Source organism: Streptomyces solicamelliae (assembly GCF_045348655.1).
Taxonomy (GTDB): domain Bacteria; phylum Actinomycetota; class Actinomycetes; order Streptomycetales; family Streptomycetaceae; genus Streptomyces; species Streptomyces solicamelliae.
The window spans coordinates 3,540,890-3,556,657 of record NZ_CP160404.1; the positions used below are offsets into that span (position 1 = coordinate 3,540,890).

At 71.1% G+C, this 15,768-nt stretch carries 17 protein-coding genes; 10 read left to right on the forward strand and 7 right to left on the reverse strand.

What is annotated here, in order from left to right:
• The first annotated feature begins 14 nt into the window (after positions 1-14).
• Positions 15-1,439, forward strand: a complete 1,425-nt coding sequence (locus ABZO31_RS16415; protein WP_406861971.1) for a YibE/F family protein — start codon at positions 15-17, stop codon at positions 1,437-1,439.
• A 7-nt stretch (positions 1,440-1,446) separates the two neighbouring features.
• On the opposite strand, the gene ABZO31_RS16420 is transcribed toward ABZO31_RS16415, so the two are convergent.
• The 4 genes from ABZO31_RS16420 to ABZO31_RS16435 form a co-directional block, all read right to left on the reverse strand.
• On the reverse strand, positions 1,447-1,881 hold the full coding sequence (locus ABZO31_RS16420) for an SsgA family sporulation/cell division regulator (RefSeq protein WP_406861972.1): 435 nt from the start codon (positions 1,879-1,881) through the stop codon (positions 1,447-1,449).
• Between the two features lie 145 nt (positions 1,882-2,026).
• A complete protein-coding gene (locus tag ABZO31_RS16425; RefSeq protein ID WP_406861973.1) occupies positions 2,027-2,812 on the reverse strand; it encodes an IclR family transcriptional regulator in 786 nt (261 codons plus the stop codon).
• Between the two features lie 246 nt (positions 2,813-3,058).
• The gene (locus ABZO31_RS16430; RefSeq protein WP_406861974.1) at positions 3,059-3,277 is read right to left on the reverse strand and encodes a DUF5326 family protein; all 219 of its coding nucleotides are present in this window, start codon (positions 3,275-3,277) and stop codon (positions 3,059-3,061) included.
• A gap of 149 nt (positions 3,278-3,426) precedes the next feature.
• Complete coding sequence (locus ABZO31_RS16435) at positions 3,427-3,744, reverse strand: cupin domain-containing protein (protein WP_393644754.1); 318 nt, start codon at positions 3,742-3,744, stop codon at positions 3,427-3,429.
• Between the two features lie 54 nt (positions 3,745-3,798).
• On the opposite strand from ABZO31_RS16435, the gene ABZO31_RS16440 reads away from it, so the two are divergent.
• The 4 genes from ABZO31_RS16440 to ABZO31_RS16455 all read left to right on the forward strand — a co-directional run bounded on the left by ABZO31_RS16440 (position 3,799) and on the right by ABZO31_RS16455 (position 7,015).
• Complete coding sequence (locus ABZO31_RS16440; protein WP_406861975.1) at positions 3,799-4,179, forward strand: phage holin family protein; 381 nt, start codon at positions 3,799-3,801, stop codon at positions 4,177-4,179.
• Between the two features lie 23 nt (positions 4,180-4,202).
• Positions 4,203-5,387 carry a cystathionine gamma-lyase gene (locus tag ABZO31_RS16445; protein WP_406861976.1) on the forward strand — a complete coding sequence of 395 codons (1,185 nt, stop codon included), beginning with the start codon at positions 4,203-4,205 and terminating at the stop codon, positions 5,385-5,387.
• A gap of 204 nt (positions 5,388-5,591) precedes the next feature.
• Complete coding sequence (locus ABZO31_RS16450) at positions 5,592-6,488, forward strand: LysR family transcriptional regulator (RefSeq protein WP_406861977.1); 897 nt, start codon at positions 5,592-5,594, stop codon at positions 6,486-6,488.
• A gap of 44 nt (positions 6,489-6,532) precedes the next feature.
• Positions 6,533-7,015 carry an NUDIX domain-containing protein gene (locus ABZO31_RS16455; protein ID WP_406861978.1) on the forward strand — a complete coding sequence of 161 codons (483 nt, stop codon included), beginning with the start codon at positions 6,533-6,535 and terminating at the stop codon, positions 7,013-7,015.
• A gap of 16 nt (positions 7,016-7,031) precedes the next feature.
• Here the strand turns inward: ABZO31_RS16455 and ABZO31_RS16460 are convergent, their stop codons facing one another.
• Positions 7,032-8,183 carry a globin domain-containing protein gene (locus ABZO31_RS16460; protein WP_406861979.1) on the reverse strand — a complete coding sequence of 384 codons (1,152 nt, stop codon included), beginning with the start codon at positions 8,181-8,183 and terminating at the stop codon, positions 7,032-7,034.
• Between the two features lie 189 nt (positions 8,184-8,372).
• Between ABZO31_RS16460 and ABZO31_RS16465 the strand changes: the two genes are divergently transcribed.
• The 4 genes from ABZO31_RS16465 (at position 8,373) to ABZO31_RS16480 (ending at position 10,858) form a co-directional block, all read left to right on the forward strand.
• Positions 8,373-8,951, forward strand: coding sequence for a DUF2269 domain-containing protein (locus ABZO31_RS16465; RefSeq protein WP_406861980.1), 579 nt, complete (start codon positions 8,373-8,375; stop codon positions 8,949-8,951).
• Positions 8,952-8,956: 5 nt separating this feature from the next.
• On the forward strand, positions 8,957-9,829 hold the full coding sequence (locus ABZO31_RS16470) for a GNAT family N-acetyltransferase (RefSeq protein ID WP_406861981.1): 873 nt from the start codon (positions 8,957-8,959) through the stop codon (positions 9,827-9,829).
• A gap of 86 nt (positions 9,830-9,915) precedes the next feature.
• A complete protein-coding gene (locus ABZO31_RS16475) occupies positions 9,916-10,395 on the forward strand; it encodes a MarR family winged helix-turn-helix transcriptional regulator (RefSeq protein ID WP_406861982.1) in 480 nt (159 codons plus the stop codon).
• A gap of 10 nt (positions 10,396-10,405) precedes the next feature.
• Entirely contained in the window at positions 10,406-10,858 is a 453-nt protein-coding gene (locus tag ABZO31_RS16480) for a GNAT family N-acetyltransferase (RefSeq protein WP_406861983.1), read from the forward strand.
• Between the two features lie 75 nt (positions 10,859-10,933).
• Here ABZO31_RS16480 and ABZO31_RS16485 read toward each other — a convergent pair whose 3' ends face one another.
• Positions 10,934-12,310: a serine hydrolase domain-containing protein gene (locus tag ABZO31_RS16485; RefSeq protein ID WP_406861984.1), complete on the reverse strand. Its 1,377-nt coding sequence runs from the start codon at positions 12,308-12,310 to the stop codon at positions 10,934-10,936.
• An 80-nt stretch (positions 12,311-12,390) separates the two neighbouring features.
• Positions 12,391-13,878 (reverse strand): replicative DNA helicase, encoded by a 1,488-nt coding sequence (dnaB, locus tag ABZO31_RS16490; protein ID WP_406861986.1) that lies wholly within the window; start codon positions 13,876-13,878, stop codon positions 12,391-12,393.
• 424 nt (positions 13,879-14,302) lie between these two features.
• Between dnaB and ABZO31_RS16495 the strand changes: the two genes are divergently transcribed.
• Entirely contained in the window at positions 14,303-15,640 is a 1,338-nt protein-coding gene (locus ABZO31_RS16495) for an MATE family efflux transporter (RefSeq protein ID WP_406861987.1), read from the forward strand.
• Positions 15,641-15,768 lie beyond the last annotated feature (128 nt).

The following is a 15,768-nucleotide window of genomic DNA, read 5'->3' on the forward strand; positions in this document are numbered from 1 at the left end:
GCGATGATCGGTCGGTGACTTCCTCGCAGCGGAACCCCGAACCGAACGATCCCGGGCACGGCCACGGGCACGACGGCGGCCCCGGCAACGCCCATGCGCACGGCCATGGGCACACCCACAGCCACGGTCCCGCCGCGCCCGTCTCCCGCCATCTGCGCAAGGTCATCGCCGCCGTGCTGATCCCGTTCGCCACCGCCGTCGTGGTCGGGCTGGTGGTCCTCTGGCCGGGCGGTGCGCCCGCGCACGAGCGCACCGGGGTGGGCTTCGACCGGCAGACCGAGCAGGGCAAGGTCGTCTCCGCGGAGAAGGTCGACTGCGAGGACGTCAACGCCGCCCAGGTACCGCCCACCGGCGACACCTCGACCCCGCAGGGCCGCGAGGCGGTCCAGGCGCAGCAGGGGGAGTGCACCAAGGCAACCGTCGAGGTCACCACCGGCCCGGAGAAGGGCCGTACGTTCACCGAGATCGTGCAGCCGGACGCGCCCCGCCAACTCCACGAGGGCCAGGGTGTGGTGGTCGCGTACGCCCCCGACGCCCCGCGCGATCTGCAGTACTCGGTGGCGGACGTGAACCGGAAGGTGCCGCTCACGGTGCTTGCCCTGATCTTCGCGCTCGCGGTGGTGGCCGTGGGCCGGATGCGCGGCGTGATGGCGCTGATCGCGCTCGCGGCGAGCTTCCTCGTGCTGACCTTCTTCATCCTGCCGGCGATCCTGCAGGGCTCGAATCCGCTGGTGGTGGCGGTGGTCGGAGCCAGCGCGATCATGCTGATCGCGCTGTACCTGTGCCACGGGCTGTCGGCCCGGACCTCGGTGGCGGTCCTCGGCACGCTGATCTCGCTGCTGCTGATCGGCCTGCTCGGCTCGCTGTTCATCGGCTGGGCGGCGCTGTCGGGGAACACCGACGACAACACCGGCCTGATCCACGGTCTCTACCCGGAGATCGACATGTCCGGCCTGCTGCTCGCGGGCATCATCATCGGCTCGCTCGGCGTGCTCGACGACGTGACCGTGACCCAGACCTCGGCGGTCTGGGAGCTGCACCAGGCGGACCCGCGGATGGGTCCGCGGGCGCTCTACCGGGCGGGCATCCGGATCGGCCGGGACCACATCGCCTCCGTGGTCAACACGCTCGTCCTCGCGTACGCGGGTGCGGCGCTGCCCCTGCTGCTGCTGTTCTCGATCGCGCAGAGCAGCGTGGGGACGGTGGCCAACAGCGAGCTGGTCGCGGAGGAGATCGTCCGGACACTGGTCGGCTCGATCGGGCTGGTCGCCTCGGTGCCGGTCACGACGGCACTGGCGGCGCTGGTCGTCTCGGCCGACCGGCCGGGCGACGGGACCGCCGGGGCCGGGGGGACCGGCGGGTCCGGAGGTGCGGGCGAGGTCGCCACGTCCGCGGTGCGCCGGCCGGCTCGGGGCGGACGGCGCCGTCGCGCGAAGTAGCCGACCGTCAGCCCGCGTTCTCCTCGGCCAGGATCTTGCCGAGCGCCGCCTCCAGGGAGTCCTCGAAGTCCCCGAGGGTGCGCTCCTGGCCGAGCGGGACCAGCTTGTCCGTACGGTCCAGGAAGGCCACCAGCGGCGGAGCGCTGGCCCGGAACAGGGCCCGGTCGGAGCCGACCTGGAGCCGGATGGAGACGTCCGAGAGGTCCTCGGGCTCGGTGGGCGCGATGTGGACGTCGCCGTCCCCGCTCGGCCTGTTGATCCCGTCGAGCAGCAGCTCCCGGCCGAACGCCCAGGTCACAGGGGCGTCGCCGGGCAGGTGGAAGGTCATCCGCACCGCGAAGGGATCCCTGGTCTCGTACCGCAGCTCCACCGGGATCCGGAAGGAGAGCTCCTCGGAGACGAGGAAGCTCATCAGGACCTCGGCCTGCACCGACTCGCGCATCGTGTACCCCGCAGTAGATAAAGCAGTTCTGACAAGACAGCTGTGGAAAGCAGTGACGCTGTGGCGGAAACGGCCAGGAACGATCCCCCATGGCCCTCTTGCGCCATCGTGGTCCAAGCGTTAGCGGATCACAAGGAGTGATTTTTCAGATACTGATAGAGAACGCGAGAGAACTCAAGAGCCTTCCGATCTCTTTCCGTAGCTGTTCGACTGCGGGGAGCAACCGATTTGCTTGGTGGAGGGGGAGAGAAATGGCCATGGCGGCCGCAGTTGAGCCTGCGGTGATGGGGATGGCGGCGCAGACCGTGCCGAGTGCATATTCCTGGTGTTCGATAAGGGGCTCCATTCGCCCCATACCGCCCAAACGTTCCATAAGTACCTGACGGTTACGCACCGTATAGGGCGTCAGCGCGTCCACCGGATGCCGGTCGAGGTGGTCCTGACGACTTTTCTCGTCCAGCTGGCTGAGGAGGCACTGGCCGATGGCATGTGCGTGTCCGGTGTCGCGGAAGTCCGCCCATTCGTCGACGGCGGGGGCGGCGGGCGTGTCGGCGACGGCGACGAGTTGGATCTCGCCCTCGCGGTAGATCGCGAAGTACACCGGGACGCCGATCGCGTCGCGCCAGAGGGCCAGCGAGTCCTCGATCTTGGTGCGACGATTCTGCACGGCTCCCCCGCCGGCCAGCCGACCGGCCGCGTCGCCGAGCACGAACACACCGTTCTCACGGCGCAGATAGCCCTCGTACGTCAGCGTACGGAGCAGGTGGTACGCGGTGGGGAGGGCCAGACCGGCCTCCCGCGCGAGCTGTTTGGCGGGGGCCCCGTCCTCGTGGGAGCCCGCGGCCTCCAGGAGCCTCAACGCCCGCTGCACCGAACCGATCAGGGTCGGCGCGCTCGGCGTGGCCGTCTGCGGAGCGATAGCCGTGGCCACAGGTCACCCCCAGGGCGTGTCGACGGGTGGGCGCACCCGCCCGCGGGGGCCTCCCCCGCTCACCTGCCGCACTCCGCGGACCGGACGCTGAATCCTCGGGCAAGGGGTTCGACGACGCCTCAATTCCCAGGGCGGCAGCGGATTTCCACTCTAATGGCACCCCTGGGGGCACAGGGGGTTTCGCCCGGGGCTGTCCCCCGGCCGGGCTAATACCCGGCCAGGTCGCCAACCGATCAGTAGCTTGTGCTACCAGTCGCTTTTGGACGTCGAGGACGCCATGAACTTGCGGACGACGAAGACCAGTCCGCCGACGAGGGCGACGAAAAGCAGCACCTTGAACAGCAGGCCGACCAGGAATCCGACCACGGTGGTGATCAGACCGCCGAAGACGAACAGGGCGATGACGGGTATCGCGACCCACTTCACCCACCAGGGCATCCCCGCGAGAATCTCCCGAACCGCCATGGTTCTTGCTCCTCTCTATGAGTCCTCACGCACCGAACACCACCGATGCTAGGGGCGACCAGGGGTCCGACGGGGGCCTCGCGGCCCTTGCCTTCCCCTGATCCGCCCCCTAGGGAACCCGGGCACGGGCAACGCCGGCCCGGGGACCCTCAGCTCTCCGGAGGCGAGAAGACCACCATGACCCGCAGGTCCTCGGTGATGTGGTGGAACTTGTGCGGCACACCGGCCGGCACGTAGACGACGCTGCCGCGGCCCACCTGTGTGGTCTCCGACCCCACCGTGATGGAGGCGCGTCCGCTGACGACGAAGTAGATCTCGTCCTCGGTGTGCGGGCTCTGCGGGTCGAGCTCGCCCGCGTCGAGCGCGTACAGCCCGGCCGACATGTTCCGCTCACGAAGGAACTGGAGGTACGCCCCGTCGTTGGCGCGGCGCTCCGCCTCCAGCTCGTCCATTCGGAATGCCTTCATCGTTCGTCCGCCCACCCCTGCCTTGGCCCGATTCTGTCTGCCACGATCAGACACATGAAGAATTTTGTAGTCAAGACGATCGCGAACGCGGGCGCCCTCGCCGTGGCGACCTGGCTCCTCTCGGACATCACGCTGACGGGCACCAGCACCGGCCGGAAGATCTGGACGCTGATCCTGGTCGCCCTGGTCTTCGGCCTGGTCAACTTCCTGGTGAAGCCGCTCGTGAAGCTGCTCTCGCTGCCGCTGTTCATACTGACCCTGGGCCTGTTCACGCTCGTGATCAACGCCCTGATGCTGCTGCTGACCTCGTGGTTGGCGGACAAACTGGACCTGTCCTTCCACGTCGAGGGTTTCTGGACCGCCGTGCTCGGTGGCCTGATCATTTCGGTCGTGTCGTGGGCGCTGAACCTGGTGCTCCCCGACGGCAAGGACTGACGCGTGACGAGGGAGCGGACGGCATGAGCGAGCGGGGCGACGGATACGGCGCGGAGGGCCGCGGCGCGGCCGGGTACGAGGAGCGCGCCGGGTACGGCGAGGGAACGCGGGCGGTGCGGGCCGGGCTGCCGGCGCCGGTGAAGTACGAGCCCACCCTGCCCGGTCCGGTCTTCGCGGCGCACTTCCACCTGCCCGGCGAGCCGACCGGCCCGTACACGTACGGCCGCGACGAGAACCCGACCTGGACCCACCTGGAACGGGCGATCGGCGAGCTCGAGGCGCCGGGGGAGAGCGTCGAGACGATCGTCTTCGCCTCCGGCATGGCCGCCATCGCGGCCGTGCTGCTGTCCCAGCTGAAGTCCGGGGACGTCGCGGTGCTGCCGAGCGACGGCTACCAGGCCCTGCCGCTGCTGCACGAGCAGATGAAGGCGTACGGGATCGAGGTCCGCACCGCTCCGACCGGCGGCGACGCCCAGCTGGAAGTCCTCGACGGGGCACGGCTGCTGTGGATCGAGACGCCCTCGAACCCCGGCCTGGACGTGTGCGACGTACGGCGGCTGGTGCGCGCGGCCCACGAGGGCGGGGCGCTCGTGGCCGTCGACAACACGCTGGCCACGCCGCTGGGCCAGCGGCCGCTGGAGCTGGGCGCGGACTTCTCGGTGGCCAGTGACACCAAGGGCATGACCGGCCACGGCGACATCCTGCTCGGGCACGTGACCTGCCGCGATCCGGAGCTCGCGGCGCAGGTGCGGCGCTGGCGCAAGACCGTCGGCGCGATCCCGGGGCCCATGGAGGCCTGGCTGGCGCACCGGTCGCTGGCGACGCTGCGGCTGAGGGTCGACCGGCAGTGTGCGACCGCGCTGACACTCGCGGAGACGCTGTCGGCGCGGGGGGAGGTCAGCGGACTGCGGTACCCGGGGCTGCCGGGGGACCCCTCGCACGCGCCGGCGGCCGCGCAGATGCGGCGGTTCGGGCCGGTGGTGTCGTTCGTGCTGCCGGACAGGGAGTGGGCCGAGCGGTTCCTCGACGCGCTGCGGCTGGTGGACGACGCGACCAGTTTCGGCGGGGTGCGGTCCACGGCGGAGCGGCGCGGACGGTGGGGCGGCGACGCCGTGCCGGAGGGCTTCATCCGCTTCTCGGTGGGCGCGGAGGATCCGGAGGATCTGGTCGAGGACGTGCTGCGCGCGCTCGACAAGGCCGCCGGCTGAGGCCGGCGCAAGCGCGGCCACCCCTGGGTTCCGGGGTGCTCCGAGCCTCCCCCCTCGTGGCTCGGAGCACCCGGCTCCACGCGCGGAGAACCCGCGCAGACAAGGCTAGTTGACTCTGCGTCAGTGTCCAATCACGGTAGCGACAGAGACCTATCGACTTATTTATAGTTGGACGGTCAGGCGAACGGCCGGGGAGGGGCGGACATGGATCTCGCCCTGTTGCGCACGTTCGTCACGGTGCACCGGGCCGGCTCATTCACCCGCGCCGCCGCGCTCCTCGGCCTCTCCCAGCCGGCCGTCACCAGCCAGATCCGCACCCTGGAGCGGCAGTTGGGCCGCCCGTTGTTCCTGCGCCAGGCCCGCGGCGTCACCCCCACGACCATCGGCGACGAGCTCGCCCACCGGGCCGCCCCGCATCTGGACGCGCTCGTGGAGATCGTGGAGACCGGGCTCGACGAGGAGAGCGGGGCGCGCACCCTGCATCTCGCCGGGCCGCCGGAGTTCGTCTCGGCGCGCGTCCTGCCCGCGCTCACCCCACTGGTCTCGCAGGGCCTGACAGTACGCACTTCGCTGCTCGGCAACACGGAGGAGAGCCTCGAAGGGCTGGCCGCCGGGCATCACGACCTCGCCGTCGCCACGGCCCGTCCACGGGGCGGGCTGCTCGACGCGACGCCGCTCTGCGACGAGGAGCACGTCCTGGTCGCCGCGCCGCGCTGGGGCGCCCGGCTGGGGCCCGACGTGCTGCTGCACCGGGGCGCGGTGGCCCTCGATCAGCTCCCGGTGGTGGAGGTGCACGAGTCGCTGCCGTTCGTGGCCCGTTACTGGTCGGCCGTCTTCGAGAGCAAGCCGACCGCCTCCGCCGCGGTGATCGTCCCGGATCTGCGCGCCGTGCTGCGGTCCGCCGCGGCCGGGGCGGGGCTGGCGGTGCTGCCGAGGTATCTGTGCCGGGACGCGCTGGAGACGGGCGAGCTGGTGGCACTGCTGGATCCGCCCGTGCCGCCGTTGCGGACGTACTTCCTCGTGGTGCGGACGGGGACGCTGGCCCTGCCGCACATCGCGCGGGCGCGGGAGTGTCTGCTGCGGGCAGCCGGGGACTGGTGAGCGCCAGGCGTTTCAGGACGGCGGCGCCGGGCCATTTTCCTCACATGACCGAACGACCGGTGGTCAAGCGCACCGCACGCGCCATCCTGCTCGACGGAAACGATCTCATCCTCATCAAACGCACCAAGCCGGGGATGGATCCCTACTGGGTCACGCCCGGCGGCGGCGTGGAGCCCTCGGACTCCACCGTCGTCGAGGCCCTCCACCGTGAGGTGGACGAGGAGCTCGGCGCGAAGATCACGGACGTGGTGCCCTGCTTCGTCGACACGGTCGAGCACATCGGCTCCGACGGCGGGGTCTCCGGCGTGAAGGTGCAGCACTTCTTCGTCTGCCGGCTGGAGTCGATGGACCCGGCGCAGCGTCACGGTCCCGAGGTCGACGAGCCGGTGGGCGAGTACGAGATCGTCCGGGTGCCGTTCAGCCGGGTGGGTATCGCCGCGGTCCATCTGGTGCCGCTGTCGCTGCGGCACTACCTGGACGGCAACATCGAGGGCGTCCGCGCGATGCACGCGCCCGATCTGGGCTGACGTCCGTGCGGCGCGGTCAGGACGTACCGGCCAGCTCCGCCGGGAAGTCGTGGCGGATGCGGTCCGTCGGGATGCCCACGCCGGGCAGGATGTCGACGCCGCTGCGGATCATGGCGAGCGGTCCGGAGAGATAGGCGTCGTACTCGGCCCAGGGCCCGTACTGGCGCACGGCCTCCGGCAGGCGGCCCTGCCGCTCGGTGACCGGGCGGACGTTGAGCCAGGGGAAGGTCTTCTGGAGCCGCAGCATCGTGTCGATGTCGTACAGGTCGTGATCGTTGCGCGCCCCGTAGAACACCTCGACGGGGCGGCGGTCGCCGTGTTCCGCGACGTCCTCCACGAGCGCCTTGATGGGCGCGATGCCGGTGCCCCCGCCGAGGCAGAGCAGCCCGTTGTGGGTCGAGTGGTCGACGGTCATCGAGCCGCTCGGCGGTCCGAGGCGGAGCACGTCGCCGGGCCGGGCGCGGTGGACCAGGGCGCCGGAGACCCAGCCGGCCGGGACGGACTTCACGTGCAGCGAGAGCAGTCCGTCGGGGCGGGGCGCGGAAGCGAAGGAGTAGTGCCGCCAGACCCGGGGCCACCAGGGGGTCTCCAGCATCGTGTACTGGCCGGCGAGGAACGGGTACGGCTGGTCGGGGCGGAGGGTGATCACGGCGATGTCGGGGGTGCGCAGATCGTGCGAGACGACCTCGGCGTGCCACCAGGGCGGGCGGTGCTCCTCGTCCTCGGCCGCCGCGTCGATCATGATCTGCGAGATCTTCGTGTAGGTGCGGACCCAAGCGCCCTCGGTCTCCGGGTCCCAGGTGGTGGCGTACCGGACCAGCGCCCCGATCAGCGCTTCGCCGACCGCCGGATAGTGCGCGGCCGTGGTGCCGTACTTGCGGTGGCCGCGGCCCAGATTCTTGAGGTACGGGCCGAGCACGTCGGGGTTGTCCATGTGCTCGGCGGCGATGAGAAGGGCCTTGAGCAGACGGTCCCGCTGGGTGTCCATCGCGGCGGGGAAGAGGCCGCGCAGTTCCGGGTGGTGAATGAACAGCAGGGCGTAGAAGTACCCGGTGACCTTGTCGGCGACCGGGTCGATCTCGGCGAGCGTCCGCCGGACGAGCAGTGCGTCGGGTGAGGGATCCTGTGCGGACGCAGGAGGTATCCGCGGCTCCGCGGTCTCGGTCATGGGCGCAGCATGCCAGGTCCGATAGCCGGTTCGGACAGAGAGTGGAAATCCCGCCCAATTCCTCCCCACCTCCGGCTAGGCTGCACCCTTTCACCGGCTCGGCGGACCCACCGTACTCCCTGGCTCGTACGCGGAGTTACTCCCCCTGTCAGACGCGGGCCGGCGGGTGCCGGCGGCAGGGTGTTTCACGTGAAACCACTCCAGCGGCCCGCCCGGCGGGCGCTCCTCGTCGTCCATGTCGCCGTCTCCGTGGGCTGGCTCGGCCTCTCCGTAGGGCTGCTGGCGCTCGGCATCACCGCGTACGCGACCACCGACCCGGCCCTGACGCAGGCCGCGTACCGCGCCATGAGGGTGTTCGCCGACTGGCTCCTCGTCCCCGTCGCCCTCATCGCCTTCGGCAGCGGGGTCGTGCTCTCGCTGGGCACGCCCTGGGGGCTGGCCCGGCACCGCTGGGTCTGGATCAAGTTCTGGCTCACCCTGGGCACCGCTGCCGCGACCGTGTTCGCGCTCCGCCCGGAGATCGCCCACGCGGCCGCCGCCGGGGTCCCGGACCTCAGTCTGGTCGCCGCGCCGAGCGTGTCCACGGCGGCGTACCTGTTCATGACCGCCGTCTCCGTACTGAAGCCCTGGGGGCTGACGCGACGGGGCCGGCGGCTGCGAAGTACGGCCGATCCGGACCGATCCGGTCGAGGGCCGAACCGTGCCGGTACAGGGCCGAACCGTTCCGGTAAAGGAGTGGACGGACGATCACCGAGTCCGTCAGCCTGACCCCTATGCCTTCCTCGCTCCCCTCGCCCGCGTCCCTCGACGCGCTCCCCGTCCGGCGCCTCACTCTGGAGGACCTGACGTTCTGCGCCGATCTCTCCGAGGACCGCGGCTGGCCTCGCGAGGAGCACAAGTGGGGCTTGCTGCTCGCCGCGGGCACCGGCTACGGCATCGACGACCCGTCGGGCAAGGGACTCGTCACGGCCTGCGTGATCACCTCTTACGGGCCCGGCCTCGCGGCCATCGGCATGGTGCTGGTCGCCGAGCGGTACGCCCGTCGCGGCGTCGGCCGCCGGCTGATGCACCACGTCCTGGCAGAGACCGGGGACACGCCGCTCACCCTCCACGCCACGCCGAACGGACAGCCGCTGTACGAGCAGCTCGGCTTCGCCGTCACCGGCCGCGCCGAGATGGTCAAGGGCCGTTTCACCGGTGCGGTGGCGGCGCCCGCACGCACCACCCGGCCGGCCACGGCCGAGGACCTGCCGGCGATCCTGCGCCTGGACGCGGAGGTCTTCGGCCGGGACCGCACGCACATGATCACCCGGCTGCCCTCCTTCGCCGACCGGCTCCGAGTGGCCGAGGAGGACGGCGAGCTCACGGGCTACGCCGCCGCCTGGCCCAACATGGACACCCAGGTGATCGGCCCGCTCGTCGCCCGTGACACCACCACCGCTCAGGCGCTGGTCGCCGCCCTGGCCGAGGGCACGGACCGCCCGCTGCGCACCGACATCGACGTCCGCCACGAGACCCTGCTGACCTGGCTCAAGGCGAACGGCCTGGACTCCATCGCGTTCAACGCGGTCATGACCCGGGGCCTCCCCGGGCTGCCCGGCGACTGGAGCCGCCGGTTCGCCCCGCTGACGGTCGCGGCGGGCTGAGACCACACGACGGAGTATTTGCAGGCGCCGACTATTGCGCGCTCGTTTACCCTGGGCGGAGGCCGCCGCGTACCGAGGAGAGACCCATGACCGCGACCGACCCCGCGCTCACCGCCCTCGCCCAGGGCTGGTGCGCCCTCTCGCTGCTCCACGGCAGGATCGAGGCCCACATCGAGCGCGCCCTGGAGTCCGGGCACGGGCTGAGCCTGCGCGAGTACTCGCTCCTCAACGTCCTCGGCCGCCAGCACGCGGGACCGGGCGGCCATCTCCAGATGAAGCAGGTCGCCGACGCCGTCGTCCTGAGCCAGAGCGCCACCACACGGCTCGTGAGCCGGCTCGAGGACCGCGGTCTGCTCACCCGCTACATCTGCGCCACCGACCGCCGGGGCATCTACACCGACGTGACCGACGCCGGCCGCGCGCTCCTGGAGGAGGCACGGCCCACCAACGACGCCGCGCTGCGCGAGGCCCTGGACAAGGCCGCCGAGGACCCCGAACTGGCTCCTCTGGTGCGAGCCGTCGAGGCGCTCCGGGCCCCTGGCGCCCCGGTGTCCGCCGAGGCGTAGCCTGCGGCTCATGAGTGATCTTGAGATAAGGCGCACCCGGCGGACGGACATCCCGGCCATCGTGGCGATGCTCGCCCACGACCCGCTCGGCGAACAGCGCGAGTCCCCCGACGACCTCACCCCGTACGAGGAGGCCTTCGACCGGCTCGAGCAGGATCCGAACCAGCACCTGATCGTCGCCGTCCGCGCCGGCCGGGTGGTCGGCACCATGCAGCTGACGATCATCCCCGGGCTGTCCCGCAAGGGCGCGACCCGCTCGCTCATCGAGGCCGTCCGGGTCCACGACGACGAGCGGGGCAACGGGCTCGGCACCCGGCTCATGGAGTGGGCGATCGAGGAATCCCGCCGCCTGGACTGCCAGTTGGTGCAGCTGACCTCGGACGCCTCCCGCACCGACGCCCACCGCTTCTACACCCGGCTCGGCTTCACGGCCTCCCACGTCGGCTTCAAGATGGCGCTCTGAGGGCCCATGCAGACGCGAACGGGGCGTGGGAGCGGTGCAGTCCGCCCCCACCCCCGTTTCACGTGAAACAGCGGCTCACAGGCCGCGCCAGCCCTCCTCGTCCACTCCGCCCGGCACGGCGTCGCCCGGCTCGTACGGCTCCCGGGTGAAGACGAACGAGCCCAGGTCCAGATGGCTCACCGAGCCGTCCTCGCGGCGCACCACCCGTAGGGTCTCCCCCGCGTAGTAGCCGTTCAGGCCGACCCAGCCGCCGTCCGGCAACGCCCGGAACCTGGCCCGGCGTCCGGCGCCGCGCATCGGCTCCAGAGCCACCCCGCCGTCCGCCTCCAGACGCAGCCCGTAGGCGGACGTGCCCCAGTACCAGGGACCGGTCAGCGCCAGCAGCTCCTGGTCCACCGCCGACAGGGGCCGCCACGGCTCCGGGATCCGCGGCTCCGCCTCGGCCACGATCCGTACGAGATCGGCCGCGGTGCCGGCGACCATCGGGCCCGAGGTCGCGTTGGCGAGCGCGACCGCGGCGACGCCGTCCTCGACGCTCACCCACAGACAGGCCACGAAGCCGGGCAGCGAGCCCGTGTGACCGACGTACGTCCGCCCGTCGCGGCGCAGCAGTTGCAGGCCCAGGCCGTAGCCGCCCTCCCAGTCCCCCGCGGCCGGAGGCACGGCGGGCGTGCGCATCTCGGCGACCGAGGCGGCGGAGAGGACCCGTTCGTCGCCCTCGGCGAGGAAGACGGCGAACCGGCACAGGTCCGAGGCCGTCGACCAGAGCTGGCCGGCCGGGGCCATCAGCCCCAGGTCCTGGGCGGGTTCCGGCAGCATCACATCGGCCCAGGGGTGCACGGCCCAGCCGCCGGCATGCGGGGCGACCGGTCGGGCGGTCGTCCGGGTCAGCCCCAGCGGCTCCAGGATCTCGGTGCGCAGCGCCTCCTCCCAGCTCACCCCGCGGACCGCCTCGACGAGCGAACCGAGCAGCGTGTAGCCGGGGTTGGAGTAGTGATGGCCGCGCCCGGAGGGGTGCAGCAGCGGCTTCTCGCCCAGCACGTCGCCGAGCTCCGGCCGCTCCGTCCCCGGGGTCCGCTCCCACCAGGGGGCGGGCGACTCCGCGGCCAGTCCGGCGCTGTGACCGAGGAGTTGGGCGACGGTGACCTCCCCGGCTCCCGTCCCCGGCAGGTGCTTCTCCAGCGGGTCGCCCAGGTCGAGCAGCCCCTCGTCGCGCAGCCGCATGACGAGGACGGCGGTGAACACCTTGGTGATCGAGCCGATGCGGTACTGCGTGTCCGCGTCCGGCGCGTGTCCGTCCACGCAGCTCCGCGAGCCGGACCACACGGTCCGCCCGTCCCGGGCCACGGCCCCGACCAGCGAGGGCGCCCGCCCCTCGGCCTGGGCGACGGCGACACGGTGCAGCAACGCCCGCTCGGTGGACGGCAGCAGAGCTTCGAAAGGTGAGGTCATACCCCGATCCAACGCCGTTCCCCGACGCCCGTCGACACCATTTCGCCCACCGCCGAACCGGCTTCCCCCAGGTGGGTGCGTCAGGTCTGGGCCATGTCCACGAAGCGGGAGTAGTGGCCCTGGAAGGCGACGGTGATGGTGGCCGTGGGACCGTTTCGGTGCTTGCCGACGATGATGTCGGCCTCGCCCGCGCGCGGGGACTCCTTCTCGTAGGCGTCCTCGCGGTGGAGCAGGATGACCATGTCGGCGTCCTGCTCGATGGAACCCGACTCACGGAGGTCGGAGACCATGGGCTTCTTGTCGGTGCGCTGCTCGGGGCCACGGTTCAGCTGCGAGAGCGCGATCACCGGCAGCTCCAGCTCCTTGGCGAGGAGCTTGAGATTACGGCTCATGTCCGAGACCTCCTGCTGCCGGCTCTCGGCCCGCTTGGAGCCGCCGGACTGCATCAGCTGCAGGTAGTCGATGATGACCAGCTTCAGGCCGGTGCGCTGCTTGAGCCGCCGGCACTTGGCGCGGATCTCCATCATCGACAGGTTCGGGGAGTCGTCGATGTAGAGCGGGGCCTGGGAGACGTCAGGCATCCGGCGGGCCAGCCGGGTCCAGTCCTCGTCGGTCATGGTGCCGGAGCGCATGTGGTGCAGCGCGACCCGGGCCTCGGCCGAGAGCAGACGCATCGCGATCTCGTTGCGGCCCATCTCGAGGGAGAAGATGACGCTGGGCAGGTTGTGCTTGATGGAGGCCGCCCGGGCGAAGTCCAGCGCGAGCGTGGACTTACCCATGGCGGGACGCGCCGCGATGATGATCATCTGCCCGGGGTGCAGCCCGTTGGTGAGCTGGTCGAGATCGGAGAACCCGGTGGGCACACCGGTCATCTCGCCACTGCGGGAGCCGATCGCCTCGATCTCGTCGAGCGCGCCCTCCATGATGTCGCCGAGCGGCAGGTAGTCCTCGGTGGTGCGCTGCTCGGTGACCGCGTAGATCTCCGCCTGGGCGGAGTTCACGATCTCGTCGACGTCGCCGTCGGCGGCATAGCCCATCTGCGTGATCTTGGTGCCGGCCTCCACCAGACGGCGGAGCACCGCGCGCTCGTGGACGATCTCGGCGTAGTACGAGGCGTTGGCGGCCGTCGGCACGGACTGCACCAGGGTGTGCAGATACGAGGCGCCGCCGACGCGCGTGATCTCGCCGCGCTTGGTCAGCTCGGCGCCGACCGTGATGGGGTCGGCGGGCTCGCCCTTCGCGTACAGGTCGAGGATCGCGCTGTAGACGATCTCGTGCGCGGGCTTGTAGAAGTCGTGGCCCTTGATGATCTCCACGACGTCCGCGATGGCGTCCTTGGAGAGCAGCATGCCGCCGAGCACGGACTGCTCGGCGTCGAGGTCCTGCGGGGGCACCCGCTCGAAGGCCGACAGACCGCCGTCCCAGGGGCCGCCCTCGGGGCCCCGGTCGTGCTGGTCGTCACGTCCCCGGCCGCGTCCCCGGCCGTCGCCGCGCTGCCGGGTGACGGGCAGACGGTCACTGGGTCCGGTGTCCGCCCAGGGGTCGTCCAAGGGCTCGGGAATGCTCACCAAGCCACCTCCTCCCGTCCGCACCGCGGACCTCTCCGTGCCACTCTTTCTTACGCCACGGCTCGGACAAACAAGAGGCTTTGACTCCGCTTCTGGCGCGTCGGGCGCCGGACCACGGTAGGCCCGCGGGCACCGTCAGCCAATCTGGTTATCCACAGGGCCTGTGGGTGAACGCCCAGATGCTGTGGAGAACCCGCCGGAACCTGTGCACGGAGCGGGGGACAGTCATGTGGACAAGTTCATACCAGCGACGCCGACACCCATCTGACCAGCGGTTTTTCCATCCACGGGCTGTGGGGGAGAAAAACTTTCGCCACCGGGCCAAGATCAGAACAAACAGCGCACACCTGAGGCCCCGGTCCAGCATTTGGTAAGGACCACTGAACGATTGCATCTCTTACCTGTGGAAGATTAGATTGTGCCCATGACCCAGGCCCCCGCGACCCCGAAGGCCGTCCGCCGGCAGCACGACCGCGAGATCGTGTCCCTCGCCGTCCCGGCCTTCGGCGCGCTCGTCGCCGAGCCGCTGTTCGTGATGGTCGACAGCGCCATCGTCGGCCACCTCGGCACCCCGCAGCTCGCCGGTCTCGCCATCGCGGCCGCCCTGCTCACCACTGCCGTCAGCGTGTTCGTCTTCCTCGCCTACGCCACCACCGCGGCCGTCGCCCGGCGCGTCGGCGCCGGCGACCTCCAGGCCGCGATACGCCAGGGCATGGACGGCATCTGGCTCGCCCTCCTCCTCGGCGCCGCCGTCATCGCCGTCACCCTGCCCGCCACCCCCTGGCTCGTCGGACTCTTCGGGGCCTCGGACACCGCCGCCCCGTACGCCGTCACCTATCTGCGTATCTCCAGCCTCGGCATCCCGGCCATGCTCGTCGTCCTGGCGGCCACCGGCGTCCTGCGCGGCCTCCAGAACACCCGCACCCCGTTGTACGTGGCCGTCGCCGGCTTCGCCGCCAACGCACTCCTCAACCTGGCCCTCGTCTACGGTGCGGGCCTGGGCATCGCCGGCTCCGCCTGGGGCACCGTCGCCGCCCAGTGCGGCATGGCCGCCGCCTATCTGGTCGTCGTGGTCCGCGGCGCCCGCCGGCACGGCGCGTCCCTGCGCCCCGATGCCGCCGGTATCCGGGCCAGCGCCCAGGCCGGGGTCCCCCTCCTCGTACGCACCCTGTCGCTGCGCGCCGTCCTGATGATCGCCACCGCCGTCGCGGCCCGGCTCGGCGACGCCGACGTGGCCGCCCACCAGATCCTGCTCTCCCTGTGGAGCCTGACGGCCTTCGCCCTGGATGCCATCGCCATCGCAGGCCAGGCCATCATCGGCCGCTACCTCGGGGCCGACGACGCCGACGGAGCACGCCAGGCGTGCCGCCGCATGGTGCAGTGGGGCGTGGTCTCCGGGGTGGTCCTCGGCGTGCTCATCGTCCTGGCCCGCCCGCTGTTCGTCCCGCTCTTCACTCCCGACCCCGCTGTGCACGACACCCTGCTCCCCGCGCTGATCGTGGTGGCGCTCTCGCAGCCCATCGCCGGCGTGGTGTTCGTCCTCGACGGCGTGCTGATGGGCGCGGGCGACGGCCCGTACCTGGCCTGGGCGATGCTGCTGACCCTGGCGGTCTTCGCCCCGGTCGCCCTCCTGGTCCCCGCCCTCGGTGGCGGACTGACCGCACTGTGGTGGGCGATGACCCTGATGATGGCCGTCCGCCTGCTCACCCTGTGGCTGCGGGCACGCTCCGGCCGCTGGATCGTCACCGGCGCCACCCGCTGACACAGAACGCGGTGTTTCACGTGAAACACCGCCGGTTTCACGTGAAACAGACCGGATCGCCCTGGGCCGGACACACTCGCCCAGAGATGCCAGAAGGGCCGCACCCGAGGGTGCGGCCCTTCTGTACT

Bases quoted from the DNA above. Each gene is read 5' to 3' on its own strand.
- ABZO31_RS16420 (WP_406861972.1), bottom strand. From the start codon at position 1,881: ATGCGCGAGTCGGTGCAGGCCGAGGTCCTGATGAGCTTCCTCGTCTCC.
- ABZO31_RS16430 (WP_406861974.1), bottom strand. From the start codon at position 3,277: ATGGCGGTTCGGGAGATTCTCGCGGGGATGCCCTGGTGGGTGAAGTGG.
- ABZO31_RS16435 (WP_393644754.1), bottom strand. From the start codon at position 3,744: ATGAAGGCATTCCGAATGGACGAGCTGGAGGCGGAGCGCCGCGCCAAC.
- ABZO31_RS16440 (WP_406861975.1), top strand. From the start codon at position 3,799: ATGAAGAATTTTGTAGTCAAGACGATCGCGAACGCGGGCGCCCTCGCC.
- ABZO31_RS16445 (WP_406861976.1), top strand. From the start codon at position 4,203: ATGAGCGAGCGGGGCGACGGATACGGCGCGGAGGGCCGCGGCGCGGCC.
- ABZO31_RS16450 (WP_406861977.1), top strand. From the start codon at position 5,592: ATGGATCTCGCCCTGTTGCGCACGTTCGTCACGGTGCACCGGGCCGGC.
- ABZO31_RS16455 (WP_406861978.1), top strand. From the start codon at position 6,533: ATGACCGAACGACCGGTGGTCAAGCGCACCGCACGCGCCATCCTGCTC.
- ABZO31_RS16460 (WP_406861979.1), bottom strand. From the start codon at position 8,183: ATGACCGAGACCGCGGAGCCGCGGATACCTCCTGCGTCCGCACAGGAT.
- ABZO31_RS16470 (WP_406861981.1), top strand. From the start codon at position 8,957: ATGCCTTCCTCGCTCCCCTCGCCCGCGTCCCTCGACGCGCTCCCCGTC.
- ABZO31_RS16475 (WP_406861982.1), top strand. From the start codon at position 9,916: ATGACCGCGACCGACCCCGCGCTCACCGCCCTCGCCCAGGGCTGGTGC.
- ABZO31_RS16480 (WP_406861983.1), top strand. From the start codon at position 10,406: ATGAGTGATCTTGAGATAAGGCGCACCCGGCGGACGGACATCCCGGCC.
- ABZO31_RS16485 (WP_406861984.1), bottom strand. From the start codon at position 12,310: ATGACCTCACCTTTCGAAGCTCTGCTGCCGTCCACCGAGCGGGCGTTG.
- ABZO31_RS16495 (WP_406861987.1), top strand. From the start codon at position 14,303: ATGACCCAGGCCCCCGCGACCCCGAAGGCCGTCCGCCGGCAGCACGAC.